The organism is Streptomyces albidochromogenes (genome assembly GCF_005981925.1).
Classification (GTDB): Bacteria; Actinomycetota; Actinomycetes; order Streptomycetales; family Streptomycetaceae; genus Streptomyces; species Streptomyces albidochromogenes.
In genome coordinates this window covers 1-26,008 of the sequence record NZ_VBVX01000066.1, presented here as the reverse complement: position 1 = coordinate 26,008, position 26,008 = coordinate 1, and the positions used below count along the sequence as shown (strand labels likewise).

Genomic DNA, 26,008 nt, shown 5'->3' with positions numbered 1-26,008 from the left:
GGCCCCTGCCCGCGCGGATCGGCGGGTGGGGGCCTCGGCGCGCCGGTCGGGGGTTACGCGCTCATCGGAACGGTGCGGTCCTCCAGCGCGGGCTGCTCGCCCCCCGTCACCACGAAGCGGCCCAGACGGCGCACCGGGACGAGGCCGGGCAGCAGCATCTGCCACATCTGCGTCGTACGTTCGGACAAGTCGCGCCGCCCGGACAGCACTTGGGAACTCAGCTGGAGGCCCGTCCAGCAGCCGACGATCAGGTTCGCGGCGTGGTCGACGTCGACCTCCGGCCTGACATCGCCGCGTCCCTGCGCCTGCGCCAGGCAGTTGCGGATGAGTTCGATCCACTTCGCGTACGGCTCGGCACTCACGCCCAGCACGTTGCTCTGTTCGATGACCAGCCGGATACCGGCCCGCACCCGGACACTTTCCTGCAACTGACGGGCCATACCGTGCACCAGGTCGATGACCGTCTGGACGCCCGGCCGGTCGATGTCGCGCATCGTGTCCCAGATGGAGAACTGCTCGTCGATCACGGCCTGGGCGAGGTCTTCCTTCGACGCGAAGTGGAAGTACAGGGCACCCTTCGTGACACCGGCCTCCTTGACGATGTCGCTGAGGCTCGTGCCGGAGAAACCCCCGTGGTCGAAAGCCCGCGCCGCGCCGTCGATGATGGCGCTCCGCGTCACCTCTGCCCGTTCCTGCCTGGCCATGAACAACCTCCTGATCCTGTGCGGTGACCGCCGGCGCCCCACCTCCTCGCCCCCCTTGTGAGGCACCGCGACCGCTCACTCACCAATTTTGCTCACACCTCTCGTAAAAAACCAACTAGCTAGTATTGTTTTGCCTCGCTCCACCAAGCCTCTCGTGCCACAGCTCGACTTCCGTCCTGCTCAACTCACCTTCAGGAGGCCCCTGATGCGCGTTGCGACACTCCTCGACCAGGCAGATCTCTCGTCGTCGGTCGAAGCACCCGAGCTCTTCCTCCAGACTGTTCCGCGTACGCTCGTGCACCGGGCCGCAGTGTCCGAGGTCCTGGTGACCGGGATACAGAGAATCGACGCGGACCACTTCAGAGTCGGGGCCCAGTGGCCCCGCAGCCACAGCTACTACGGGCCCGTCGCGAACCGCTGGCACGATCCGATGCTCCTCGCGGAATCGATACGCCAGGCGCTGCTGCTCATCTCCCACCAGGCGTACGACGTGCCCATCGGCTATCAGTTCCTCTCCCACACCGTCGCGCACGACATGACCGCCGAGGGCGCCCTGCTCACCGGACGCCCCGCCCACGTCCTGCTCGACGTCCGGTGCTCCGACATCAAGCGGCGCGGCAGGACGGTCAGCGCGTACTCGGCGCAGATCGAGAGCCGCCGGGACGGCCGGGTCATCGGCTCGGGCGCGGTGACCATGGCCTGCATGGCCCCGGCCGTCTACAGCAGGGTCCGCGGCGACAAGGCGCAGAGCTCCCCGCAGCGCGCGCTGCCGGAGGCCGTCACGCCGGAGCTCGTCGGCCGTCGCCGGACCGCCGACGTGGTGATCTGCGCGACCGGCGTCGAGCGCGTCTGGACGCTGCGCACCGACCAGAACCACCCCGTCCTCTTCGACCACCCCGTGGACCACGTTCCCGGCATGGTCCTGATGGAGGCCGCACGCCAGGCCGCGCTCGCCGTCCTCCAGGAGCCCGAGGGGCTCGCGGTGGCCTGCGACGCCACCTTCGACCAGTACGTCGAGTTCGACAGCGCCTGCCTCGTGACCGCGAACACCGAACCGGCCGAGATGGCGGGACCGCGTACCGTGTCCGTCCGCTTCGACCAGGGCGGCGCCACGGTCGCGACCTGCAGGGTCAAGGTCCTTGCGATCTGAGGCCGGCGCGCTCCTGGTCCTCGGAGGCACCGGCTTCATCGGCGGCGCCGTGGTGCGCGAGTTGCTGAGACCCGGCTCCGGCGGAGCGCCGATGCCCGAGCTGCGGGTCCTCGCCCGGCGTCCACTACCGGACTGGATGACTTCGGCGGGTGCGCGGAGGATACCCGCCGATCTGACGGATCCGGACGGACTGCGGGGCGTGTGCGAAGGCGTCGGCACCGTGCTCCACCTGGCCAGCTACGTGGGGCGCGACCCGGCGCTGTGCGCCGCGGTCAACGACCTCGGGACGCGGGCCGTGGCCCGCGAGGCGGACGCGGCGGGCGCGCGCGTGCTGTACGTGTCCACCGCGTCGGTCTACGGCGGCGGGCCCCACCGCGGGGTGACCGAGGAGCAACTGGTGCCCGCTCCGGTGTCGGCCGCGAGTGCCTCGCGGCTCAGGGCGGAGGAGACGGTGCTCACCCGGGGAGGCGTCGTCCTGCGGCCGCATCTGGTCCACGGACCCGGGGACAAGTGGTTCGTACCGCTGCTGTACCGGCTGCTGCGCAAGGTGCCAGTGTGGCCCGAGGGCGGCAGCTCCCGGAGTTCCCTGGTCGCGGTGCGGGACCTGGCCCGTGTCGTCGCGGCGCTCTCCCGCAGCGACTGGGCCGCCGACCGGGGCACCGTCTACCACGTCAACCACCCGCGTCCGGTGACACTGCGCGCGATGGTGACCCAGGTGTGCCGGGGGCTCGACGTGCCGCTCCCCGGGTCCGACCTGCCGCGCGCCGCGCACCGGGAACTGACGGCGCGCGTTCTGCCGGGACTCTCCGCGCACCAGCACGCCCTGCTCACCGAGGACCACTGGTACGAGAGCAGCCGCATCTGGCGCCGGCTCGGCATCGAGCCGGGTCCGGGCTTCGCGGCGGGACTCGTCGCGGGACTGCCGTGGTACCGCAGGCACGTGGCGGGGCTGCACCTCGTCTGACATCCGCCGCCAGGCCGGGCGGTCCGCCGAGCGGACCGCCCGGCCCTTTCACGCCTCCCCGGAGGCGCCCACCGCCTCCACGCCGCTCGTGGTCAGCTCGATCGGCAGGTCCTTGCGGCAGGTGACGCCCAGCTTCCGGTAGATCCGGGTCAGATGCTGCTCGACCGTGCTCGGCGTGATGAACAGCTTCGCGGCGATGTCCCGGTTGGTGTAACCGCCCACCGCCAGCGCCGCGACCCGGCGTTCCGATCCGGTGAGCGAGGCGCTGTCGGTGGCCGCGGGGTGCGATCCGGCCGGCTCGTCGCTCTCGTCGACGAAGGACAGCAGCGCCTCGTTGAGCGGGGCGGCCCCGCACAGGGTGACGAGGTGGCGGGCCCGGCGGGCGTGGGTCCTGGCCCGGCGGTTGTCGCCGAGTTCGGAGTACGCGTCGCTGAGGTCGGCCAGTACGCGGGTCTGCTCGTACCGGTCGCCGCACTGCTCGAACAGGTCGAGCGCCTCGGTCAGCATCTGCGGCCGCCGGCCGACGGGCCCGCCCACGGCCAGCACCCGCAGCGCCGCCGCCCTGGTGCGGGCGCCGTTGTTGCCCGGGCGGCCCAGCTGGTCGTACGCGAGCCGCGCGGCCTGCTCGCGGTTGCCGAGCTCCAGCCACGCCTCGGCGGCGCTGGTCCGCCAGGGCACGATGCCCGGGACGTCGATGCCCCAGGCGCGCATCCGCTCGCCGCAGGCGAGGAAGTCGGCGAGCGCGGCGTGGTCGTGGCCGGTGGCCAGGTGGAACTGCCCGCGCGCGTGCAGGTAGTGCAGCCCGTAGCGGGTCTCGAACATGGCCTTCGGGACGGCACGGATCAGATACGACTCGGCCTCGTCGTAGCGCCCCATCCGGGTGGTGGCGAGGACCAGGGCGCTCAGCGGAGCGCCGAGGGCGACGCCCCACGCGTTGGGCGACACGTGGCTGAGGGCGAGCTGGGCGTGGTCGACGGCCCGGGACAGATCGCCCTGGCGGACGGCCGCCTCGGCGCGGGCCGACGACAGCAGACCCATCCAGGTCGGCGAGTACGGGGTGTGGCCCTCGGTCAGCAGCCGGTCGCACCAGGCCCCCGCGTCGGGGCGGTCCGCGTTCAGCAGCACGCTCAGCGCCAGCAGGGCCGGCTCCTCGGGCCAGGTGATGTCGTAGCTGGGCCCGCGGTCCTTGAGCACCTGCTCCGCCCGCTGCACGGCCTCGTGGCTGCGGCCGTTGACCAGGGCGTCGGCGAGCAGCGCGGTGGGCCGGCACCAGGGATCGGTGGGCTGCGCGGCGACATCGGCGGTGGGCTGCGGCCCGCGCGGCTTGCGGCCCCGGCGCGCCAGTGTCGGGTGGGTCCAGGCCAGCCACTGCTCGGTGTCGTGCAGCAGGGCCGCGACCTCGCCGTGCGGTTCGAGTTCGGCGGCGCGCAGCCGCTCCAGGAGCTCACCGGCCTCGGTGGTGCGCCCCTGCCACAGCAGTTGGCGTACGAGGTCGACGGTGTGGGCGGGGGTCAGGTCGCCCCGGTGGGCGGCGGTGACGAGCGCGGCCAGGTGGGTCTCGGCCGTCGCGGGGTCGGAGAGCCGCCGTACCTGGACCAGCCGGGCCTCGATCGCGGCGCGTTCGGCCGCCGGCTCGGGCCGGGCCCGCAGGGCGGCTTCGAGCGCGGCGGCGGCGCGGTGCGAACGGCCGGCGATGAGCTCCTGCTCGGCCGCCTCCAGGAGGACGTCCACGCTCCAGGCGCCTGCCGGGCGGTCCGCCTCGACGAGCAGGCCGGCGGTCTGCGGTGCGGGGCAGCCCTGTTCGTACAGGAGCTCTGCGGCCTTGATCCGCAGGGTCGCCCGGTCGCCGGCGGGAAGGTCGTCGAGGATGCTCTGCCGGGCGACGTCGTGGCGGAACGTGAGGTCGTTGACGAGTCCGGCCGCCGCGAGGACGCGCAGGGCCGACTCGGCGCGGGCCGCGTCGATGCCGGCGAGCCGGGCGATCCGGTCGGGCCGGGCGGACGTGCCGAGGACCGCGAGGGCGCGGGCGGCGGCCGCCACCGGCGGGTCGACTCGGCTGGTCTGGCGCAGGACCGCGCGCCCGTACCCCTCGCGGCGGACGCCGCCGGTGGCCCGGTGGTCGTCGAGGAGCGCGCTCAGGAGCAGCAGGTTGCCGCCGGCCAGCGTGTGGAATTCGGGGGCGAGGCGCTCCGCGCTCGGCCGGTCGAGGTGGGCGGCGAGGAAGCCGGCCACGCCCGCTTCGGTCAGCGGTGTCAGCGCCATCCGGTGCGCGTGCGGCTGGTCCAGCAGTTCGGTACGGAACATGGGCCGGCCGTCGGGGAGTTCCGAGTCGTCCGTCAGGACGGCCATGACGCGTGCGGAGCCGGTCCTGCGGGCGAGGTAGAGCAGGCAGTCGAGGGACAGGCGGTCGGCGTGCCGGACGTCGTCGACGGCGAGGAACACCGGTGCGTCCTGGGCGAGTCGCAGTACGGCCCGGGTGAGGTCGGCGAGCACCCCGGCGAGTTCGGGACCGATGACGGTGGCGGACCCGCCGGCCGGCGGGCGGTGCGCGTCGGTGTCGGTCCCGGCCCCGGTGTCCTGGGTGGCCGCCGCCCTGTGCAGCAGCTCTTCGAGTGCGCCGGCCGACTCGTCCGGGACCGGGGCGCTGCGCAGCAGCTGTCCCAGCACCCCGAACGGGAGGGCGTGTTCGGCGCGGGAGCAGGCGGCGCGCAGGACGAGGCCGCCGGTGCGGGACGCGTGCTCGGCGACCCGGTGCAGCAGCTCGGTCTTGCCACTGCCCGACGGGCCGTCGAGCAGTACCACCTTGCCTTTCCTGGATTCGCATTCCATGAGCATCTGTTTCAGATGCATTGCCTGCTCGGCGCGTTCGACCAGTTCCACTGGCCACCTCCCGTTTTGACAGGTCCAAAGGATCCGAAAGCCGCTGCACGAGCCGGTTTCCCTTGGCCCTCGGCATGTGGCGGCACTTCGGAAGCTAGCAACCCCTCAGGGGTCCCGGGTTTTCCCGCGTCAACTGCGCGGCAACTGACCGCCCATCGGGTCGCGCGGGGGTGCCGTCGGGTGCCGGCGAGGGGTCGTCGGACGCTTCCAGGCGATCTTGAAGGACGTCACCGCGTCGCCTCACGTTCGGAAGATCCACAACTCACCGCTCTGACCTGCGACTTCTCATCGACTCCAAGTCCGCACGATCCGCGCGTCCATGAGATTGACAAACCGGTCGCTGGGTTTGTTTACTGGGTGGGGTGGTACGGCGGAAGCGTCCGAACCTCAACTTCGGCTGGAGTGAGCCAGCGTGCGATTCGAATTGCTCGGCCCCTTGAATGCATTCTCGAATGACACCCCCGTCAATTTGGGGGGCTTCAATCAGCGGGCAACTGCGGCTTTTCTCCTGCTGCATGCGAATGAAGTAGTACCGACCAGTAAACTGATCCACGCCCTGTGGGGATACGATCCGCCGGCGACCTCGCGGAAAATGGTGCAGAACGCCGTCTCGGGCCTGCGGAAGGTGATCGAGCGCCACGCCCGCCCCACGGGGGCCGTCTCCCTCAGCACCAGCCCGCCCGGCTACCGGCTCACCATCGAGCCCGAGAACTTCGACCTGGGCCGGTTCCGGCGCCTCGTGGAGCAGGGCGGGGCCGAGCTGCGGGCCGGGCACAAGGAGGCGGGGCTCGCCCAGTTGCGCGCGGCGCTCGGCCTGTGGCGCGGTCCCGCGCTCAGCGACCTGACGGAGGCCGGCATCGCCTGGCCCGAGCTCACGGCCATCGCCGGAGTGCGCCTCGCGGTCTTCGAGGACTGCACCCGGGAGGCACTGAACCAGAACAGGCACCACGAAGTCCTCGGTGAGCTCCAGGAGATGGCCGCGGCCGAGCCCGCGGGCGAGCGGATCTGCGGACTGCTCATGCTGGCCCTGTACCGGTGCGGTCGCCAGCACGACGCGCTCGCCGCCTACCAGCGCACCCGAGGCACCCTGCTCGACGACTTCGGCCTCGACCCGGGCCGGGAACTGCGGGAGCTCGAACTCGCCATCCTCAACCAGGACCCGGCGCTGGCCCCCGACCCGGGACCGCGCTGGACCCGTACGGTCGCACGGCCCTCGGCGGCGCACCGGTGCAGCCGGCTCGGCACCCTGGCCGCGCCGGGCGGGCGGGCCCGGCCGGCGTACCGGCGCGGCTACGCCTGACAGCCGCCGCCCGGCGGCCGCCCCGGCTGCTCAGCGGGGCTCGCCCCTGGCCAGGAGCACCGCCCCGTCCAGTGAGGACAGCCCGCCGAGCGCCGCCGGGCGTACCCGGGTCTCGGGCCCCGCCGCTCTGGCCAGTTCCCCGGCATGGCGGGCCACCGCCTCCACGTAGCCGGGCAGTCCGGCGGCGAAGCCGCCGCCCACGGTGACGAGGCGGGGGTGCACCAGCTCGGTCAGGCCCACGGCCGCCGCGGCGAGCGCCTCGGCGCTGTCATTCACCGTGCCGACCGCCCACGGCTCGGCGGCCAGCCAGGCGGTGCGCAGTTCGGCGAAGTCGACCGTACGGCCGAGGCGTTCACCCGCGCGCCGCAGGACGGCGCGTCCCGAGGCGACGGACTGGACGCAGCCGCGCCGCCCGCAGTCGCACCGCTCCCCCGCCCGGTCCACGATCAGATGGCCGACCTCGCAGGAGCCGCGCGCGGTGCCGGGGCAGATCCTGCCGTCGAGGACGATGCCGCCGCCGATGCCCGTACCGACGCCGAAGTGGACCAGGTCGCGGCAGTGCGCCGCGTCCGCCTCGGCGAGCGCGGCGAGGTCGCCGTCGTCGGCGGTGCGCACCTCGGCCCCCGGGAGCAGGGCCGTCAGCCGGCGGCGCAGGTCGAGGCCCTGCCAGAACGGCCGGTTCGGCCACCCCCGTACGCGCCCCTCGGTGTCCAGCGTCGCGGGCACCGCCACGCCGACCGCCGCCACCGGCCCCGCCCCGGCCGGGCGCAGGGCGGCCACGGCGGCGGCGAGGACCTCCATGTCCGCGTCCACTCCGCCGGCGTCCGGCCAGCGGAAGACGGTCTCCCGCTTCTCTCCCGCGCCCTCGGCGCCGGCCGGTTCGAGGCGCAGTGCCACCTTGGTACCGCCCACATCGATTCCCAGATAACTCACGTGGTCTCCCGGCGGGACAAAGGGGTGGCTAGGGGGTTCTTGACCGGATTGCGCGGCTCTTACATTCGAATTCAAATATTTCGCCTGCCGAAGGTGGATCACATGCAGTCGACAGACGTCAGTACTGCCGATGGCTCGCTGCCCGCGGAGCTTTCCCCGGAATCCCGTGACGAGGATTTCGAGGAGCGGAACGCGTTCCCGGAACCGATCGGCGAAGTGTTGCGGATATTCCTCGGCAACCGGCGCGTTCAGGCGGCGACGCGGACGCGATAGGCGCTGCGGGCCGCTTCGAGGGATGCCAGGTTGTGCTCCGCCCACGCCGTGAGCGGAGCCAGCGAGTCCAGGAGTTCGCAGCCCATGGGGCTGAGTACGTACTCGACCTTCGGCGGGACCGTCGGGTACACCGTGCGGACGACCAGGCCGTCCCGCTCCAGGTTGCGCAGGGTCAGGGTGAGCATGCGTCTGCTGATCCCGTCCAGCGAGCGCTCCAGTTCGGTGAAGCGCCTCGGTCCGCGCACGGCGGACAGGATCCGCATCGTCCACTTACCGCTCACCCGGTCGAGGATCTCCTCGAGCGGGGCCGCTTCATCTCGTACCAGCCGCGTGAGGGGGGCCGCGTCTCGCAGGGACATGAGCCGACTGCCTTTCAGTGCATAAGGCGTTCAAGGGTCGTCTGGAAGAGGCCGGTCAGGGCCTTCTGGTGGTCGGCGAGGTAGAAGTGGCCGCCGCCGAAGACGCGCAGGGAGAACGCCCCTTCGGTGTGCCGCGCCCAGGTGTGCATCTCGTCGACCGTGACGCGCGGGTCGCTGTCGCCGACCAGCGCGGAGATGGGGCACGTCAGCGGCTTGCCGCCGGTGTCCCGGTAGCCCGCGACGGCTTTGAAGTCGCTGCGCAGGACGGGCAGGGTCAGCCGGACCAGTTCCTCGTCCAGGAGGATCGCGTCCTCGCTGCCGCCGAGCACCCGCATCTCCGCGAGCAGCGCGTCGTCGTCGAGTTCGTGGAACCGGTCGTCCCGGACGGCGGACGGAGCCCGGCGCGCGGAGACGATCAGGACGGCCGGCGGCGCGCCGCCGGCCTCCAGCCGCCGCGCGACCTCGTACGCGACGGTCGCGCCCATGCTGTGGCCGAACAGGGCGACCGGGCCGGCCCAGGGCATGAGGGCGTCCGTCACCCGGTCGGCGAGGGTGGCGATGTCCTCCACCGGCGGCTCGTGCCTGCGGTCGTGGCGGCCCGGATACTGCACCGCGAGTGTCTCGATGTGGGGACCGAGCGCGGCGGACAGGGGGTGGAAGTAGCTGGCCGAGCCGCCGGCGTGCGGCAGTGCGACCAGGGTCATCCGGCGCTCCGGCTTGGGGTGGTAGCGCCGTATCCACTGCTGGGAGCAGGTGACCGTGGTGTTCACGCCGACTCCCGCGCGGCGAGGGCGAGGAGGGCGCGGGCGCCGAGCCGGTAGCCGAGCGCGCCGAGGCCGACGACGACGCCGGAGGCCAGCGGGGCGAGGACGGACTCGTGGCGCCACTGTTCGCGGGCCCACACGTTCGACAGGTGCACCTCGACCCAGGGCCGCGGGTAGTTGGCCAGCGCGTCGCGCAGGCTCCAGCCGGCGACCATCAGCGCGCCGGGGTTCACGATGGCGCCGACGGTGTCGTAGTTGTCGTGGACCGCGCGGACCAGGTCGCCCTCGGAGTCATGCTGGATCGACACGACCTTCCAGTCGGGTCCGGCGACCTCCTCGCGCACGGCCTGCGCTATGTCGGCCAGGCTGTCGGTGCCGTACACCTCGGGCTCACGTTGCCCGAGGATTCCGAGGTTGGGACCGTTCAGCAGGAGTATCGCGCTCATGACTCACCTCGCACTCGGTTCAGGATTCGCGGACTTGGCGAACCTGGCGAACTTGGCAGACTTCAGGGTTTCCCCCTGAACGTTGTAGCAGCAATGCAATACGCGGGGGTAATTGAAGGCCCCCGCACCCCGAAGTAAGGGGGGTGATAGTGGGGCCCGTAGGGGATGGGAACAGATGTGGCCGACGCGCTAGCGTGATATTTCCCGGATGAGAATGCGCCTTTGGCCGAGCGACCCGCCGGAACAGTACCGGGCCCTCTCGGCACATTTCCAGACTCTCTCCGGGCCGCATTCATCCCCAAGAGAATGGATCGTCATGAATGATCGTGCGCAGCAACTGCTCGCGGACCTTCCGCAGTGGCCGCGGTACGGAGACGAGGAACGCGCCGGTCTCGTCCGGGCCCTCGAACAGGGCCAGTGGTGGCGCATGGGAGGCAGCGAGGTCGACTCGTTCGAGCGCGAGTTCGGCGAGCGCCACGGCTCTCCCTATACGCTCGCCGTGACGAACGGGACGCACGCGCTGGAACTGGCCCTCCAGGTGCTGGGCGTGGGCCACGGCACCGAGGTCATCGTCCCGGCCTTCACGTTCATCTCCTCGTCCCAGGCCGCCCAGCGCCTCGGCGCCGTCGCCGTGCCGGTGGACGTCGACCCGGACACGTACTGCCTGGACCCCGAGGCCGCGGCCCGGGCCGTCACGGCGCGCACCGCCGCCATCATGCCGGTCCACATGGCGGGCCACTTCGCCGACATGGACGCCCTGGGCAAGCTGTCCGCCGACACCGGTGTGCCGCTGATCCAGGACGCGGCGCACGCCCACGGCGCGGAGTGGGACGGCCGCAAGGTCGGCGAGCTGGGTTCGGTGGCCGCGTTCAGCTTCCAGAACGGCAAGCTGATGACGGCCGGCGAGGGCGGCGCCGTCACGTTCCCGGACGAGGCGACGTACCAGGAGGCGTTCCTGCGGCACAGCTGCGGCCGGTCGCGCACCGACAAGAAGTACTTCCACGAGACCTCGGGGTCGAACTTCCGGCTCAACGAGTTCTCCGCCGCCGTGCTCCGCGCCCAGCTGGGCCGGCTCGACGAGCAGATCGCGCTGCGCGAGCGGCGTGCGCCGCTGCTCGCCGGGCTGCTCGCCGAGATCCCCGGTGTGGTCCCGCAGGGCCGCGACGAGCGGGTCACCGCCAACCCGCACTACATGCAGATGTTCCGGCTGCCGGGCTACAGCGAGGAGCGGCGCAACGCGCTGGTCGACGAGCTCGTGGCGCGGGGCGTGCCGGCCTTCGTCGCGTTCCGCGCGATCTACCGCTCGGACGGCTTCTGGGAGAACGCGGCGCCCGACGAGACCGTCGACGAGGTGGCCGCCCGGTGCCCCAACACCGAGGCCATCAACGCCGACTGCGTCTGGCTGCACCACCGCACCCTGCTGGGCACGGAGGAGCAGATGCACGCCGTCGCCGAGGTCGTCGCCGACGTGGTCGCACGGACGTGAGCACCCCGGTGGGCGTGCGGGGACCGGACGGCCCTCCGGTCCGCACCAGCGTGGTGGGCCTCGGGTGGGCGGCCAAGTCCATCTGGCTTCCCCGGCTGCGCCAGCACCCCGCGTTCGCCGTGGCCTCCGTGGTGGATCCGAACCCGGCCGCCCGGGCCGAGATCCCCCAGGACCGAGCGGGTACGCGGCTGCTGGACGACGTGGCCGAACTGAGCCGCGCCGGCACCGACCTGGCCGTCGTGGCGGTGCCCAACCATCTGCACAGCACGGTCGCGTGCCGGCTGCTGCGGATGGGCATCCCCGTCTTCCTGGAGAAGCCGGTGTGCCTCAACTCGGCGGAGGCGGAGCAGCTCGCCGCCGCCGAGCGGGCCGGCGGCACGGTGCTGCTGGCGGGCAGCGCGGCCCGCTACCGCGCCGATGTGACGGCGTTGCGCCGGGTCGTACGGCAGGACCTGGGGGAGCTGCGGCACGTGGAGCTGTCGTGGGTTCGGGCCCGGGGCGTGCCGGACGCCGGCGGCTGGTTCACGCAGCGGCAGTTCGCGGGCGGCGGGGCGCTGGTCGACCTGGGCTGGCACCTGCTCGACACGGTCGGCCCGATCCTGGGGCCGGTGGGGTTCGACCAGGCGGTGGGAACGGTCTCGGACGACTTCGTCAACGACCGTTCCTCGCAGGCGGCGTGGCGCGAGGACGCCCCGAAGGACGCCGGTTCCGACGGGGACGTCGAGGACACGGCGCGCGGCTTCCTGGTGACCGAGGACGGCGTGTCCGTGGCCATACGGGCCAGCTGGGCCTCGCACGAGCCGTACGACGTGACCCGCATCCGGGTCGACGGCAGTGCCGGCAGCGCCACCTTGACCTGCACTTTCGGGTTCAGCCCCAACCGGCGCAAGGGCTCGTCGCTGGTCCGGGTGCGGGACGGCGTCGAGACCGAGGTGCCGCTGCCCGAGGAGGAGATCGGGGCCGAGTACCTCCAGCAGCTCGACGAGCTGCCGGGGCTGCTGGCGGACCCGGCGTCACAGGGGCGGACCGTCGACGAGGTCCGCCGCACGATCGCGGTGATCGAGCGCATCTACCGCTCGGCCCGCAGGGCGCGGATCGGAGCGCGCTCCACAAGAGCGGCCCGCCCGGTGCCCTACTCGACCCTACTGAACACGGAGGATCACCATGCCTGACACCCGCGAAGGTAAGGATCCCGCCTATCCGGTCCCGATACCCGGGACCGGCTTCCGGGCGGTCGTCTTCGATCTCGACGGGGTGCTCGTCGACAGCTACGAGGTGATGCGCGAGGCCTTCAGCGTCGCGTACCGGGAGGTCGTCGGTGCCGGCGAGGCGCCGTTCGGCGAGTACAACCGGCATCTCGGCCGGTACTTCCCGGACATCATGAAGATCATGGGGCTGCCACTGGAGATGGAGGCGCCGTTCGTCCGCGAGAGCTACCGGCTCGCCTCCCAGGTTCCGGTCTTCGACGGGGTGCCCGAGATGCTGCGCGAGCTGCGCGGGCGCGGGATCCCGCTCGCGGTCGCCACCGGCAAGGCGGGTGACCGGGCCAGGGCGCTCCTCGCGCAGCTGGGCCTGGCCGACATGTTCGAGACGATCATCGGGTCCGACGAAGTGGCGCACCCCAAGCCGGCCCCCGACATGGTGCGTCTGGCCGTGTCCGTACTCGGCGCGCGTCCCGAGGAGACGGTGATGATCGGGGACGCGGTGACGGACCTCCAGAGCGCCCACGGCGCGGGCGTGGCCGCCGTGGCCGCGCTGTGGGCCGGGGTCGACGAGGAGGCGCTGCTCGCGGCCGGTCCCGTCGCCATCCTGAACCGCCCCGCGGAAGTGGTGTCGTTCTGCGCGGCGGCCGGGCAGACGGTCGCCAGTGGCGTGGCGTCGTAATCGCTCCACCGCTTCCTCCCCCACAGCGAAACGGCCCGGACGATGCCGCGTCCGGGCCGTTTCGTGGTGCCGGCCGCCGTGCGGGGCGGCCGGCGCGGGTCAGTCGTACGGCCGGTCCTCGACCGGCATCGCCGCCAGGGTCCGCAGCACCACCTCTTCCGGTACGTCGCGTACGAGCGCGGCGCCGGCGGGGCCGTCCAGGACGAAGGCGAGGGCGCCGTCGGCCTTCTTGTCCCGCCGCATGTACCGCACCAGCTCGCCGTGGCCGACGCCCGGGGGCAGGCCGACCGGCAGCCCGTAGCGGGCCACGACCGAGCGGTGCTCCTCCACCCGCGCGGCGTCGATCCGGCCGAGGGCGCCCGCGAGCCGGCCGGCGAAGACCGTGCCGATCGCCACGGCCTCGCCGTGCCGCAGCCGGTAGCCGGTGGCGCGTTCCAGGGCGTGGCCCAGGGTGTGGCCGTAGTTGAGCAGGTGGCGTACGCCCTGGTCCCGTTCGTCCAGGGCCACGATGGACGCCTTCAGCCGGACGCTCGCCGCGATCCGGTCGGCGAGCGGCAGGTCGTGGAGCCCCTCGGCGCCGATGAAGTGGCAGCGGGCCAGCTCGCCGTACCCGTTGGTCCACTCCCGCTCGGGCAGGGTGCCGAGGAAGTCGGTGTCGCAGAGGACCGCGCGGGGCTGCCAGTACGCCCCGACGAGGTTCTTGCCCTCGGGCAGGTTCACCCCGGTCTTGCCGCCGATACTGGCGTCCACCTGGGCGAGGAGGGTCGTCGGCAGGTGCACGACCGCGGTGCCCCGGTGGTAGAGCGCGGCGGCGAGGCCCACGGCGTCGGTGGTGGTGCCGCCGCCGCAGGAGATCACCACGTCACCGTGGTGGAGGCCGAACTCGGCGAAGTGGCTGCACAGTTCGGCGACGGTGGCGAGGGTCTTGTTCGTCTCGCCGTCCTGGGCCTCCAGCCACAGGGTGTCCACGTCGAGCTCCGGCAGCATGCCGGCGGGGCGCGCCGAGACGACGACGGCGCGCCGCGCACCGGTCTCCCGGACGATGTCGCGCAGCCGGGCGCGGACGCCGGCGCCGATGTGCACGGTGTACGCGCGGTCGCCGAGGCCCACTTCCACCCGGTGGTCGGGTGCGAGCAGTTGGCTCATCGGGGGCTCCTTCCAGGGTTGTGTGCGCGGGTCGGGCGGGCGGTGGCGGTCACGCGGTCTGGAGTCCTGCCGCGGGCACCGCGATCGGCTGGGTGTCCGCTCCGGAGGCGCCGAGGACCGCGCGGACGGTACGGGCGGCCAGTGCCTCGGTGACCGCGGGGATACGAAGCCTCCGGTGGGTCAGGTGCGCGTGGTCGAAGAGCAGGTAGTTGACCGGCGCGCCCTCGGCAGCCCAGGAGTTGGCCGTGCGGCGCAGGGTGCGCAGGTAGTCGTCCCAGCGCCGGGCCGTCTCGCCGCTCATGGCGGGCAGCCCCTCGGCGAGGGCGCCGGCCGCCGGGCCACCGCGGTCTCTGAGCTCGGTGCGCTGCGCGGGCGTGAGCCCCTCCGTCCAGTGCTGCCAGCACTGGAAGAGGAACCCCTTTCTGGCCGCTTCCGGTATCAGCGCCACGACGTGCCGCAGATGCCAGATGGTGAAGATCAGCTGGGCGTCGTACGGCGCGACCGGTTCCCGCGCGACGGCGAGTGCGAGTTCACTGGACGCCATGGCGACATCGTCGTGGAATTCGATGTCGCAGGCCAGCGGGTGGTGCGGTACGGGTTCCCGCAATTCCTCGACGACCGGCGCTTTTCCGTACGGGGAGACTTCCTTGAGCAATCGGGATTCGACCTCGCGGAGAACCGGCTGAGTGGAACTGGCCCACAGACCGATCTCGGGGTTCTTGCCCAGCTCGGTCCAGTGGAGGAACCACCGGCTGCGCCCGTCGGCGGCACGCATGTCGCGTACCAGCTCAAGCAGGCTTTCCGGCGGTTCGGGGCGGGTGATGCCACCGCTGCCCGTCCCGTGGGGGGCGGACACGCGGGCGTGGATCCAACGGTGCGTCATATCGGGTTACCTCAGTTCGTCACCAGCGGGGATGCCCGGACTATTGCTCTGACGACGCGGGCGCGATTGAATGCTAGGCCCGGCCGATAATTCCCACTATTGGGCGGCGCACCCTACCTTCTCCACACCCGAAGTCAGGGCCCTATTAGGGGGGTCGACTGGGGTTACGGGCAGGTCGGCAACAACGAGAATGTTGTCCTGTAGATCAGTGTCAGGACAAAGATTCCAAGAGACGTATTTCATTGTTGCCGTGTTATCGAGGGGTGTGGGGAACATGCTGCGAACCGAGCTGATCCGACCGTTGCCGGAGTTGCTCACCGCGCACGCGAACCGCTTCGGGAACAAGATCGCCTACCGCGATGCCCGCCGCGCCGTCAGCTACGCGCAGCTGGCCGACCGTACCGGGCGGATCGCCGGGCACCTGGCGGCCCTGCGGCTGCAGCCGGGCGACCGGGCCGCGTTCCTCCTCGGCAACTGCGTGGAGACGGTGGAGAGTTACCTCGCCGTCCTGCGGGCGGCGGCGATCGGCGTACCGCTCAATCCGCGCTCCACGGACGCCGAGCTGACCCATCTGCTCACCGACAGCGGCGCCCGCGTCGTGATCACCGACGCCGCCCACCTGGACCAGGTACGCCGGGTGCTCGGCGCGGACCGGTCGGTACGGATCGTCGTCACCGGCGCCGAACGGCCCGCCGGCACCCTCTCCTTCGAGACCCTCGCCACCACCGAGCCGCCCGCCCCCGCGCGGGACGACCTCGGCCTCGACGAGGTCGCGTGGATGCTCTACACGTCCGGCACCACGGGCAAGCCCAAGGGCGTGCTCTCGACCCAGCGCAACGCCCTGTGGTCGGTGGCCGCCAGCTACGTGCCGATCCCCGAGCTGTCGGCGGACGACCGCGTCCTGTGGCCGCTGCCCCTCTTCCACAGCCTGTCGCACATCGTGTGCGTCGTCGCGGTCACCGCCGTCGGCGCGTCCGTGCGGCTCGTCGACGGGTTCGCGGCGGACGACGTGCTCGCCGCGGTGCGCGAGGAGGACTCGACGTTCCTCGCCGGCGTACCGACCCTCTACCACCAGCTGGTGCAGGCCGCGGCCCGCAAGGGCTTCACCGCGCCGCGGCTGCGCGTGTGCCTGGTCGGCGGCGCGGTCACCACCGCCGCCCTGCACACCGCCTTCGAGAAGGCGTACGGCGCCCCGCTGCTCGACGCGTACGGCTCCACGGAGACCTGCGGTTCCATCACCATGACCTGGCCGAACGGCGCCCGCGTCGAGGGCTCGTGCGGACTGCCGGTGCCGGGCGTCAACGTACGCCTGGTGGACCCGCAGACCGGCGCCGACGTGGCCACCGGCGAGGAGGGCGAGGTCTGGGTCAGCGGCCCCAACGTGATGGCCGGCTACCACAACGACCCGCAGGCCACGGCGGAGGCGCTGCGGGACGGCTGGTACCGCACCGGCGACCTGGCGCGCCGCGACGAGGCCGGCTGGTTCACCATCACCGGGCGCCTCAAGGAGCTCATCATCCGGGGCGGTGAGAACATCCACCCCGGCGAGATCGAGGAAGTACTGCGCTCGGTGCCCGGCGTCGCCGACGTCGCCGTGGTCGGCAAGCCGCACGACGTGCTCGGCGAGGTGCCGGTCGCCTTCCTGGTGCCCGGCCCCGAGGACCTCGACACGGAACTCCTGTACGCCGCCTGCCGCGAGCGGCTCGCGTACTACAAGGTGCCCGAGGAGCTGTACGAGACCGCCCGCATCCCCCGCACCCAGTCCGGCAAGATCACCCGCCACCGGCTGCTCTCCCGCCCCATGCGGCTGCGCGCCGCCAACAGCAGCCACTACGAGTCGCTGCTGCGCCTCGACTGGGTACCGCTCACCCTGCCCGCCGCCGGGGCCTCCCCCGAGCCGTGGACGGTCTCCGGCCCCGACGCGACCGCGCTCGCCGCCGGGCTCGACGCCCGGCTCGCGGCCACCGGGCCGGGACGGCCCGCCCCCGGGACCGTGGTGCTCGGCCTCGACGTGCCCAAGGCCGCGGCCGCCGCCGACTTCGCGGGCGCCGTGGCCCGTACCGTGCGCGAACTGTCCGACCAGCTCGCCGGCTGGCTCGCCGACGAACGCCTCGACGGCACCCGCATCGCCGTCGCCACGCGGGGCGCCGTCATCGCCGGCCCCCACGAAACGCTCCACAACATCGCGCACGCCCCCGTCTGGGGCCTGCTCCGCGCTCTCCAGGCGGACCACCCCGGGCGGCTCGTCCTGGTGGACCTCGACGAGGCCCCCGCGTCCCTGGAGGCGCTGCCCGCGGCCCTCGCCTCCGGCGAGCCCCAGTTCGCCATCCGCACCGGCGTACCACTGCTCCCCCGGCTCGCCCGCGTCGCGGCCAGCACCGAGCCGCAGGCCCGGCCCGGCCTCGACCCCGAGGGCACCGTCGTCGTCACCGGCGCCGACAGCGCGCAGGGCGCCGCGCTCGCCCGCCACCTCGTCGCCGGACACCTGGCCCGGCGGCTGCTCCTGATCGGCTCGTACGACGCCGACGACGAGGCCCTGGTGGCGCTGCGCGGGGAACTCGCCTCACTGGGCGCCAAGGTGACCACCGCCGCCTGCGACCCGGCCGACCGGACCGCGCTCGCCGCCGTACTGGAGCGGGCCGAGCGGCCGCTGACCGCCGTCGTGCACGCGCACGGCTGGCAGACCGCGCTCACCCACCGCCCCGACCGGGCCCTGGAGTCGGCCGTCGGCGCCCTGCTGCACCTGCACGAACTGACCCGGGGCCACGACCTGGCCGCGTTCGTCGTGTGCTCGTCCGCCGACACCCTCCTCGGGGCGCCGGGTGAGGGCGACCGGTCCGCGTACACCGCCTTCCTCGACGCCCTGGCCCAGCACCGGGCCGACCGCGACCTTCCGGCGCTCTCCCTGGGCTGGGGCCCGTGGGAACCGACGGCGTCCATCGACCGGGCCCGGGAGACGACCGCGGGCGTCGGCACCCTCAGCACCGCCGACGGGCTCGCCATGTTCGACGCCGCCCAGCTCTCGGGCCCCGCCCACTGCCTGCCGATGGCCATGGACACGGCGGCGATCGCGAGCGGCGGCGTGTCGCCGCTGCTCAGCGGCCTCATCGACACCTCGGCCACGCCCGCGTCCGCCGACAGCAAGGTCGCCGCCGCCCTGCGCGACCGGCTCGCCCCGCTGGCCGAGACCGAGCAGCTGCGCATCCTTCTGGAGACGGTACGCACCGAGGCCGCCCGCGTCCGCGACCTCGGCGGCATCGGGCAGGTCGGCCCCGAGCGCGCCTTCAAGGACCTCGGCTTCACGTCACTGCACGCGGTGACCCTGCGCAACCGCCTCACGGAGACCACGGGTCTCAAGCTGCCCGCCACGCTCGCCTTCGACCACCCGACCCCCCAGGCCGTCGCCCGCCTGCTGCACACCCTGCTGACCGGCGCCGAGACCGCGATCGAGGAGGTACGGCCCGAGGTGGCCGGCTCCGACGAGCCGATCGCCATCGTGGGCATGGCCTGCCGGCTGCCCGGCGGGGTCGCCTCGCCCGCGGACCTGTGGCGCCTGGTCGACCAGGGGACGGACGCGGTGTCCGGCTTCCCCGAGGACCGCGACTGGAACCTGGAGGAGCTGTACGACCCCGAGGGCGCGAGGCCCGGCTCCTCGTACGTCCGCGAGGGCGGGTTCCTCTACGACCAGGCCGAGTTCGACGCCGAGTTCTTCGGCATCTCGCCGCGCGAGGCCATCGCCATGGACCCGCAGCAGCGGCTGCTCCTGGAAACGTCGTGGGAGGCGTTCGAGCGGGCCGGCATCGACCCGGCGCGGCTGCGCGGCGAGTCGGTGGGTGTGTTCTCCGGCGTGATGTACCACGACTACGGGTCCCAGGTGGTCGCCGCGCCGGCCGAGTCGGAGGGCTACCGGGGCACCGGCACGGCGGGCAGCGTCGCCTCGGGCCGGGTCTCGTACACCTTCGGCCTCGAAGGCCCCGCGCTCACCGTCGACACCGCCTGCTCCTCCTCACTGGTCGCCCTCCACCTGGCCGCGCAGTCGCTGCGCAACGGCGAATGCACGATGGCGCTCGCGGGCGGTGTGGCGCTGATGGCGCGGCCCACCTCGTTCGTGGAGTTCTCCCGCCAGCGTGCCCTCGCCGCCGACGGCCGCTGCAAGGCGTACGCCGACGCGGCCGACGGCACCGGCTGGGCGGAAGGCGTCGGCGTACTGCTGGTCGAGCGGCTGTCCGACGCCCAGCGTCTCGGCCACCCGGTCCTGGCGGTCGTACGCGGCTCCGCCGTCAACCAGGACGGCGCCTCCAACGGCCTCACCGCGCCGAGCGGACCCTCGCAGCAGCGCGTCATCCGACAGGCGCTGGCCAACGCCCACCTCCAGTCCCCCGACGTGGACGCGGTCGAGGGCCACGGCACCGGCACGATGCTGGGCGATCCGATCGAGGCGCAGGCACTCCTCGCGACGTACGGAAGGGAGCGGGACGGACAACAGCCTTTGTGGCTGGGGTCCTTGAAGTCCAACATCGGGCACGCGCAGTCGGCCGCCGGGGTCGCCGGGGTCATCAAGATGGTCGAGGCGATACGGCACGGGGTGCTGCCGAAGACCCTGCACGTGGACCGGCCGTCGACGAAGGTCGACTGGACCGAGGGCGCTGTGGAGCTGCTGACGGAGGCCCGCCCGTGGCCCGAGCTGGGCCGCCCGCGCCGGGCCGCCGTGTCCTCCTTCGGCGTCAGCGGCACCAACGCCCACGTCATCATCGAGCAGGCACCGGACGCGGCCGCCGGCGAGGAGGCCGTCGCGTCGGATGCCGCGCCGGCCGTCGTGCCGTGGCCGGTCTCCGCGAAGACGCCGGACGCGCTGCGCGCCCAGGCGGAGCAGGTACGGGCTGTCGCCGAGGAGGCCGACCCGGTCGCCCTCGGGCACGCGCTGGCGTTCACCCGCGCGCCGCTCGACGAGCGGGCCGTGGTGCTGGCCCGGGTGACCGACGCCTCGGCCGGACTGTCCGGGCTGAAGGCGCTGGCGGCGGGCGAGTCCGCCGCGGAGCTGGTGACGGGCACGGCGGACGTGGACGGGAAGACCGCGTTCGTCTTCCCCGGCCAGGGACACCAATGGGCCGGCATGGGAGCCCAGCTGCTGGAATCGTCGCCGGTGTTCGCCGCCGCGATGGACGAGTGCGCCCAGGCCCTGTCCGCGTACGTCGACTGGTCACTCCTCGACGTCATCCGACAGGAAGAAGACGCACCTGGCTTTGACCGCGTCGACGTGGTCCAGCCCGCCAGCTTCGCCATCATGGTGTCGCTCGCCCGTCTCTGGCAACACCACGGCGTCACCCCCGACGCCGTCATCGGCCACTCCCAGGGCGAGATCGCCGCAGCCCACATCTCCGGCGCCCTCACCCTCGACGACGCCGCCCGCATCGTCACCCTCCGCAGCCAAGCCATCGGCGCCCACCTCGCCGGACACGGCGGCATGATGTCCCTCCCCCTCCCCCTGGAAACAGCGCAGGAGCGTATCGCCCCCTACAACGGCCGCATCGAAATCGCCGCCGTCAACGGACCCACCTCCACCGTCGTCGCCGGCGACGCCGACGCACTCGACACCCTCCACACCCAATGCGAAACCGACGGCATCCGAGCCCGCAAAATCCCCGTCGACTACGCCTCCCACACCAGCCACGTCGAACGCATCGAAGACGAACTCGCCCTGGTGCTGCATGAGATCCGCCCCCAGCAGGCCGCCATCCCGCTCTTCTCCACCCTGCGGGCCGAATGGCTCGACACCACGACCATGGGCGGCACCTACTGGTACGACAACCTCCGCCACCAAGTCCGCTTCGGCGAATCCATCGAAACGCTCGTCGCCGAAGACTTCCGCACCTTCGTCGAAATCAGCGCCCACCCCGTCGTCTCCATGGCCGTCCAGGACATCCTCGACACCCACGCCGACACCCCCTCCCTCACCACCGGCACCCTCCGCCGAGGCGAAGACACCACCACCCGCTTCCTCACCTCCCTCGCCACCCTCCACACACGCGGCATACCCATCGACTGGCGACCGGCATACGGCGACACCCGGCCCACCCGCGTCGAACTCCCCACCTACCCCTTCCAACGCACCCGCTACTGGCTGGAGCGGGCCGGGAAGACGGGTGACGTCAGCGGCGCGGGCATCGATCCGGCCGAGCATCCGCTGCTCGGCGCTCTGGTCGAGCTGCCCGACTCCGGCGGCGTACTGGCCACCGGCCGGCTGTCCCTGAAGTCCCACCCGTGGCTTGCCGACCATGCCGTGTCCGGCACGGTGCTGGTGCCCGGCGCCGCGCTCGTCGAGCTCGCGGTCCGCGCGGGCGACCAGGCCGGCACCGGGCTCCTCGACGAGCTGGTCATCGAGGCCCCGCTGACCCTGCCCGCGTCGGGTGCCGTACGCATCCAGGTGGCCATCGGCGGACTCGACAGCTTCGGCCGCCGTCCCGTGACCGTCCACGCGCGGGCCGAGGACTCCGAGTCCTGGGTGCGCCACGCCACCGGATTCACCGCGAGTACGGCGACTTCCGCAGCGGGGCCGGACGGTTCGTACGACTTCGAGGTCTGGCCGCCGCAGGGCGCCGAGGCGCTGTCCGTCGACGACTTCTACGACCTGCGTTACGCGGCCGGCTACGAGTACGGCCCTGTGTTCCAGGGGCTGCGCAAGGTGTGGCGCCGTGGCGAGGAACTGTTCGCCGAGGTCGCCCTTCCGGACGACGCGGCCGGGGAGGCCGCCGCGTTCGGGCTGCACCCCGCGCTTCTCGACGCGGCCCTGCACACCGCCGCCTTCGGCTCCGGGCCCCAGGGCGCCGACGGCCGGACGCTGCTGCCGTTCGCCTGGAACGGGGTGGCCCTGCACGCCACGGGCGCGGCCCGCCTGCGGGTCCGTATCGCACCGCAGGGGGCCGACACGGTGACCGTGGAGGCGGCCGACACGGCGGGCGCGCCGGTGGCCACGGTCGACGGCCTCACCTTCCGGGCCGTGGACCCCTCTCAGCTGGCCGCCGGGGACGACCCGTTGAAGGACTCGGTCTTCCGGGTGGAGTGGCAGCCGGTCGCCGTACCGGACACCACCGCCGGAGCCGACTGGCCGGTCCTGGACCTCACCGGCCGTACCGACGAGGACATCCGCACACTGACCGGCGACGTGCTGAGCACCGTTCAGAAGCTACTGGCCACCGACCCCGACGACACCCGGCTGGTCGTCCTCACCCGCGACGCCACCACCAACCCGGCACAGGCCGCCGTCCGGGGCCTGATCCGCACCGCACAGAACGAACACCCCGACCGCATCGTCCTCGTCGACACCGACACCGACGACCAGTCCCGGGACCTGCTGCACACCGCACTCGCCACCGGCGAACCCCAACTCGCCCTGTGCGAGGGCCACATCACCGTCCCCCGACTCGCCCGCACCACCATCACCACCGCCGACAAACCCCTCGACCCCAACGGCACCGTCCTCATCACCGGTGGCACCGGCACCCTCGGCGGCCTCACCGCCCACCACCTCATCACCCACCACCACATCACCCACCTCCACCTCATCAGCCGACGCGGACCGGCCACCCCGGGGGCCCAGGACCTCCACCGGGAACTCACCGCGCTGGGCGCCCACGTCACCATCAGCGCCGTCGACGCCACCGACGCCGATCAGGTCACCGCACTGCTCAACACCGTCGATCCCGCGCACCCCCTGACCGCCGTCGTCCACACCGCCGGTGTCCTCGACGACGCCACCATCACCGCCCAGACTCCCCGGCACCTCGACACGGCCTACCGCGCCAAGAACGACGCCGCCCAGGTCCTGCACGAGGCCACGAAGCACCACGACCTGGCCGCGTTCCTCCTCTTCTCCTCCGCCGCCGGCGCCCTCGGTAACCCCGGACAGGCCAACTACGCCGCCGCGAACGCCGCACTCGACGCCTACGCCCACCACCTGCGCACCCAGGGCACCCCCGCCACCTCCCTCGCCTGGGGGCTGTGGGCCGACGCGAGCGGCATGACCGGGCACCTGGACAGCGGTGACCAGAGCCGGATGAGCCGTCAGGGCGCTGCGGCGCTCACCGCGGAGGAGGGCATGGCACTCCTCGACGCCGGTCTGCGGTCGTCCGAAGCGGCGCTGGTGACCAGCAAGATGAACTTCCCGGCTCTTCGAGCCGCCGCGGTCGACGGCCGGCTCCCGGTGATCCTGCGGGGCCTGGTGCGCCTGCCCCGCAAGGCCGCCCACACCGCGGCCGACGCCCCCGAGTCCCTGGCCGACCAGATCGCGGCGCTTCCCGAGGCCGACCGTCAGCGCCGGCTCCTCGATCTCGTACGCGGTCACGCCTCGACCGTGCTCGGCGATGTGCCGATCCGGTCCGCTCAGCCCTTCAAGGACGTGGGCTTCGACTCCCTCACGGCGGTCGAGCTGCGCAACCGGCTGGCCACGGCGACCGGCATCCGGCTGCCCGCCACGCTGATCTTCGACTACCCGACTCCGGCAGCCCTCGCCCGGCACCTCCAGTCCGAGCTGGTCCCCGAGGACGCGGCCGAGGACGTCACCGCCGTCACCGGAGCCCCGGTGCGGTCGACGGCCGAGGCCGAGGCGGCCACCGCCGAGGAGCTCGGCCGTATCGCCGCCATGGACGCCGACGACCTCGTGGCCCGCGCCCTGGGCGCCATCGGCAACTGATCACCGACCGAGCGACACCTACGGACTGCTGACTGTGGAGGAAACGATGGGAACGCCCAGCGAGCGGCTGGTCGAGGCGCTGCGCGCCTCGCTCATGGAGAACGAACGTCTCAAGCAGGAGAACCAGCGCATCGCGGACGCCGCGCGTGAGCCGGTCGCCATCGTGGGCATGGCCTGCCGGCTGCCCGGCGGGGTGGCCGCGCCCGAGGACCTGTGGCGCCTGGTCGACGAGGGTACGGACGCGGTGTCCGGCTTCCCGGAGAGCCGGGGCTGGGACCTGGAGCGGCTCTTCGATCCGGACCCGGAGCGCTCGGGCACGTCGTATGTCAGCGAGGGCGGTTTCCTCCATGACGCGGGCGAGTTCGACGCGGGGTTCTTCGGCATCTCGCCGCGCGAGGCGCTGGCCATGGACCCGCAGCAGCGGCTGCTGCTGGAGACGTCGTGGGAGGCGTTCGAGCGGGCCGGTCTGGACCCCACCGCACTCCAGGGCAGCCGGGTCGGCGTGTACTCGGGCGTCATGTACCACGACTACGCGCCGGGGCTGGAGTTCTCCCCCAAGGGCTTGGAGGGCTTCCTGGGTACTGGCAACTCCGGCAGCGTGGCCTCGGGCCGGGTGTCGTACACGCTCGGTCTCGAAGGGCCCGCGATCACCGTCGACACGGCTTGTTCGTCCTCGCTCGTGGCTCTGCATCTCGCGGTGCAGTCGCTGCGCAACGGTGAAACAGACATGGCGCTCGCGGGCGGCGCAGCCGTCATGGGCACCCCGGGTGTCTTCGTGGAGTTCTCGCGGCAGCGAGGCCTTTCCACCGACGGCCGCTGCAAGGCGTTCGCGGACGCGGCCGACGGCACGGGGTGGGCGGAAGGCGTCGGCGTACTGCTGGTCGAGCGGCTGTCCGACGCCCAGCGTCTCGGCCACCCGGTCCTGGCGGTCGTACGCGGTACGGCCGTCAACCAGGACGGCGCCTCCAACGGCCTCACCGCACCCAACGGCCCCTCCCAGCAACGCGTCATCCGCGCCGCACTCGACAACGCCGGCCTCACCCCCGCCGACATCGACACCGTCGAAGCCCACGGCACCGGCACCACACTCGGCGACCCCATCGAGGCCCAGGCACTCATCGCCACCTACGGCAAGGGGCGGGACACCGAACAGCCGCTGTGGCTCGGCTCGTTGAAGTCCAACATCGGGCACGCGCAGTCGGCCGCCGGGGTCGCCGGCATCATCAAGATGGTCGAGGCGATACGGCACGGGGTGCTGCCGAAGACCCTGCACGTCGACGAGCCGTCGACGAAGGTCGACTGGACCGAGGGCGCCGTCGAGCTGCTCACCGAGGCCCGCCCGTGGCCCGAGGTGGGCCGCCCCCGCCGGGCCGCCGTCTCCTCCTTCGGCGTCAGCGGCACCAACGCCCACGTCATCATCGAACAGGCACCGGACGCGGCCGCCCCGCAGGAGGAAGCGGCCGAGGCCGCGGCGCCGGGTGCCGTGCCGTGGCTGGTCTCCGCGAAGACCAGGAACGCCCTGCACGCCCAGGCCGATCGCCTCCTCACCCGCACCGAGCACCTCGGCTCCGTGGCGGTCGGCCAGGCGCTCGCCTTCGACCGGGCCCAACTGGACCGGCGCGCGGTGGTCGTCGGCGCCGACCGGGAGGAGCTGACCGCCGGGCTGAAGGCGTTGGCGGCGGGCGAGTCCGCCGCGGAGCTGGTGACGGGCACGGCGGACGTGGACGGGAAGACCGCGTTCGTCTTCCCCGGCCAGGGACACCAATGGGCCGGCATGGGAGCCCAGCTCCTCGACACCTCCCCCGTCTTCGCCGCCGCGATGGACGAGTGCGCCCAGGCCCTGTCCGCGTACGTCGACTGGTCACTCCTCGACGTCATCCGACAAACGGAAGACGCACCCGGCTTTGACCGCGTCGACGTCGTCCAGCCCGCCAGCTTCGCCATCATGGTGTCGCTCGCCCGTCTCTGGCAGCACCACGGCGTCACCCCCGACGCCGTCATCGGCCACTCCCAGGGCGAAATCGCCGCAGCCCACATCTCCGGCGCCCTCACCCTCGACGACGCCGCCCGCATCGTCACCCTCCGCAGCCAAGCCATCGGCGCCCACCTCGCCGGACACGGCGGCATGATGTCCCTCCCCCTCCCCC

At 72.6% G+C, this 26,008-nt stretch carries 17 protein-coding genes; 9 read left to right on the top strand and 8 right to left on the bottom strand.

Features of this window, described 5'->3' with window-relative positions; translation table 11 throughout:
• Nucleotides 1-53 precede the first annotated feature (53 nt).
• Entirely contained in the window at nucleotides 54-704 is a 651-nt protein-coding gene (locus E2E34_RS11915; protein ID WP_138901869.1) for a ScbR family autoregulator-binding transcription factor, read from the bottom strand.
• Nucleotides 705-909: 205 nt separating this feature from the next.
• On the opposite strand from E2E34_RS11915, the gene E2E34_RS11910 reads away from it, so the two are divergent.
• Both E2E34_RS11910 and E2E34_RS11905 read left to right on the top strand, forming a co-directional pair.
• Nucleotides 910-1,854 carry a ScbA/BarX family gamma-butyrolactone biosynthesis protein gene (locus tag E2E34_RS11910; RefSeq protein WP_138901868.1) on the top strand — a complete coding sequence of 315 codons (945 nt, stop codon included), beginning with the start codon at nucleotides 910-912 and terminating at the stop codon, nucleotides 1,852-1,854.
• Nucleotides 1,844-2,818: an NAD-dependent epimerase/dehydratase family protein gene (locus E2E34_RS11905; protein WP_138901867.1), complete on the top strand. Its 975-nt coding sequence runs from the start codon at nucleotides 1,844-1,846 to the stop codon at nucleotides 2,816-2,818. Before E2E34_RS11910 ends, E2E34_RS11905 begins: the two co-directional genes overlap by 11 nt.
• 48 nt (nucleotides 2,819-2,866) lie before the next feature.
• On the opposite strand, the gene E2E34_RS11900 is transcribed toward E2E34_RS11905, so the two are convergent.
• Nucleotides 2,867-5,698: a helix-turn-helix transcriptional regulator gene (locus E2E34_RS11900; RefSeq protein WP_138901866.1), complete on the bottom strand. Its 2,832-nt coding sequence runs from the start codon at nucleotides 5,696-5,698 to the stop codon at nucleotides 2,867-2,869.
• 412 nt (nucleotides 5,699-6,110) lie between these two features.
• On the opposite strand from E2E34_RS11900, the gene E2E34_RS11895 reads away from it, so the two are divergent.
• Nucleotides 6,111-6,998, top strand: a complete 888-nt coding sequence (locus E2E34_RS11895; RefSeq protein WP_138901865.1) for an AfsR/SARP family transcriptional regulator — start codon at nucleotides 6,111-6,113, stop codon at nucleotides 6,996-6,998.
• A gap of 30 nt (nucleotides 6,999-7,028) precedes the next feature.
• Here E2E34_RS11895 and E2E34_RS11890 read toward each other — a convergent pair whose 3' ends face one another.
• Nucleotides 7,029-7,931: an ROK family protein gene (locus E2E34_RS11890; RefSeq protein WP_138901864.1), complete on the bottom strand. Its 903-nt coding sequence runs from the start codon at nucleotides 7,929-7,931 to the stop codon at nucleotides 7,029-7,031.
• 102 nt (nucleotides 7,932-8,033) lie between these two features.
• Here E2E34_RS11890 and E2E34_RS35405 point away from each other — a divergent pair, with 102 nt between their 5' ends.
• A complete protein-coding gene (locus tag E2E34_RS35405) occupies nucleotides 8,034-8,204 on the top strand; it encodes a hypothetical protein (RefSeq protein WP_167518272.1) in 171 nt (56 codons plus the stop codon).
• Here E2E34_RS35405 and E2E34_RS11885 read toward each other — a convergent pair.
• The 3 genes from E2E34_RS11885 to E2E34_RS11875 are packed head-to-tail and all read right to left on the bottom strand — an operon-like array spanning nucleotide 8,180 to nucleotide 9,773.
• Nucleotides 8,180-8,563, bottom strand: coding sequence for a winged helix-turn-helix transcriptional regulator (locus tag E2E34_RS11885; protein WP_138894130.1), 384 nt, complete (start codon nucleotides 8,561-8,563; stop codon nucleotides 8,180-8,182). The genes E2E34_RS35405 and E2E34_RS11885 overlap by 25 nt on opposite strands.
• 14 nt (nucleotides 8,564-8,577) lie before the next feature.
• Nucleotides 8,578-9,333: a thioesterase II family protein gene (locus E2E34_RS11880; RefSeq protein ID WP_138901863.1), complete on the bottom strand. Its 756-nt coding sequence runs from the start codon at nucleotides 9,331-9,333 to the stop codon at nucleotides 8,578-8,580.
• Nucleotides 9,330-9,773, bottom strand: a complete 444-nt coding sequence (locus E2E34_RS11875) for a type II 3-dehydroquinate dehydratase (protein WP_138894132.1) — start codon at nucleotides 9,771-9,773, stop codon at nucleotides 9,330-9,332. The genes E2E34_RS11880 and E2E34_RS11875 overlap by 4 nt, the downstream gene beginning before the upstream one ends.
• Nucleotides 9,774-10,089: 316 nt before the next feature.
• On the opposite strand from E2E34_RS11875, the gene E2E34_RS11870 reads away from it, so the two are divergent.
• From E2E34_RS11870 to E2E34_RS11860, 3 genes are read left to right on the top strand one after another with little or no spacing between them, the layout of a single operon-like run.
• Nucleotides 10,090-11,259: a DegT/DnrJ/EryC1/StrS family aminotransferase gene (locus tag E2E34_RS11870; protein ID WP_138901862.1), complete on the top strand. Its 1,170-nt coding sequence runs from the start codon at nucleotides 10,090-10,092 to the stop codon at nucleotides 11,257-11,259.
• Nucleotides 11,256-12,431 (top strand): Gfo/Idh/MocA family protein, encoded by a 1,176-nt coding sequence (locus tag E2E34_RS11865; RefSeq protein WP_425573443.1) that lies wholly within the window; start codon nucleotides 11,256-11,258, stop codon nucleotides 12,429-12,431. Before E2E34_RS11870 ends, E2E34_RS11865 begins: the two co-directional genes overlap by 4 nt.
• Nucleotides 12,424-13,143 (top strand): HAD-IA family hydrolase, encoded by a 720-nt coding sequence (locus tag E2E34_RS11860; RefSeq protein WP_138901861.1) that lies wholly within the window; start codon nucleotides 12,424-12,426, stop codon nucleotides 13,141-13,143. Before E2E34_RS11865 ends, E2E34_RS11860 begins: the two co-directional genes overlap by 8 nt.
• A gap of 99 nt (nucleotides 13,144-13,242) precedes the next feature.
• Here E2E34_RS11860 and E2E34_RS11855 read toward each other — a convergent pair whose 3' ends face one another.
• Both E2E34_RS11855 and E2E34_RS11850 read right to left on the bottom strand, forming a co-directional pair.
• Nucleotides 13,243-14,289, bottom strand: coding sequence for a 3-dehydroquinate synthase family protein (locus E2E34_RS11855; protein WP_138901860.1), 1,047 nt, complete (start codon nucleotides 14,287-14,289; stop codon nucleotides 13,243-13,245).
• 49 nt (nucleotides 14,290-14,338) lie between these two features.
• On the bottom strand, nucleotides 14,339-15,172 hold the full coding sequence (locus tag E2E34_RS11850; RefSeq protein WP_138901859.1) for a hypothetical protein: 834 nt from the start codon (nucleotides 15,170-15,172) through the stop codon (nucleotides 14,339-14,341).
• A gap of 274 nt (nucleotides 15,173-15,446) precedes the next feature.
• On the opposite strand from E2E34_RS11850, the gene E2E34_RS11845 reads away from it, so the two are divergent.
• Complete coding sequence (locus E2E34_RS11845; RefSeq protein WP_138901858.1) at nucleotides 15,447-23,861, top strand: type I polyketide synthase; 8,415 nt, start codon at nucleotides 15,447-15,449, stop codon at nucleotides 23,859-23,861.
• Between the two features lie 34 nt (nucleotides 23,862-23,895).
• A partial coding sequence (locus E2E34_RS11840; protein ID WP_439333678.1) for a type I polyketide synthase occupies nucleotides 23,896-26,008 on the top strand: 2,113 nt, incomplete at its 3' end.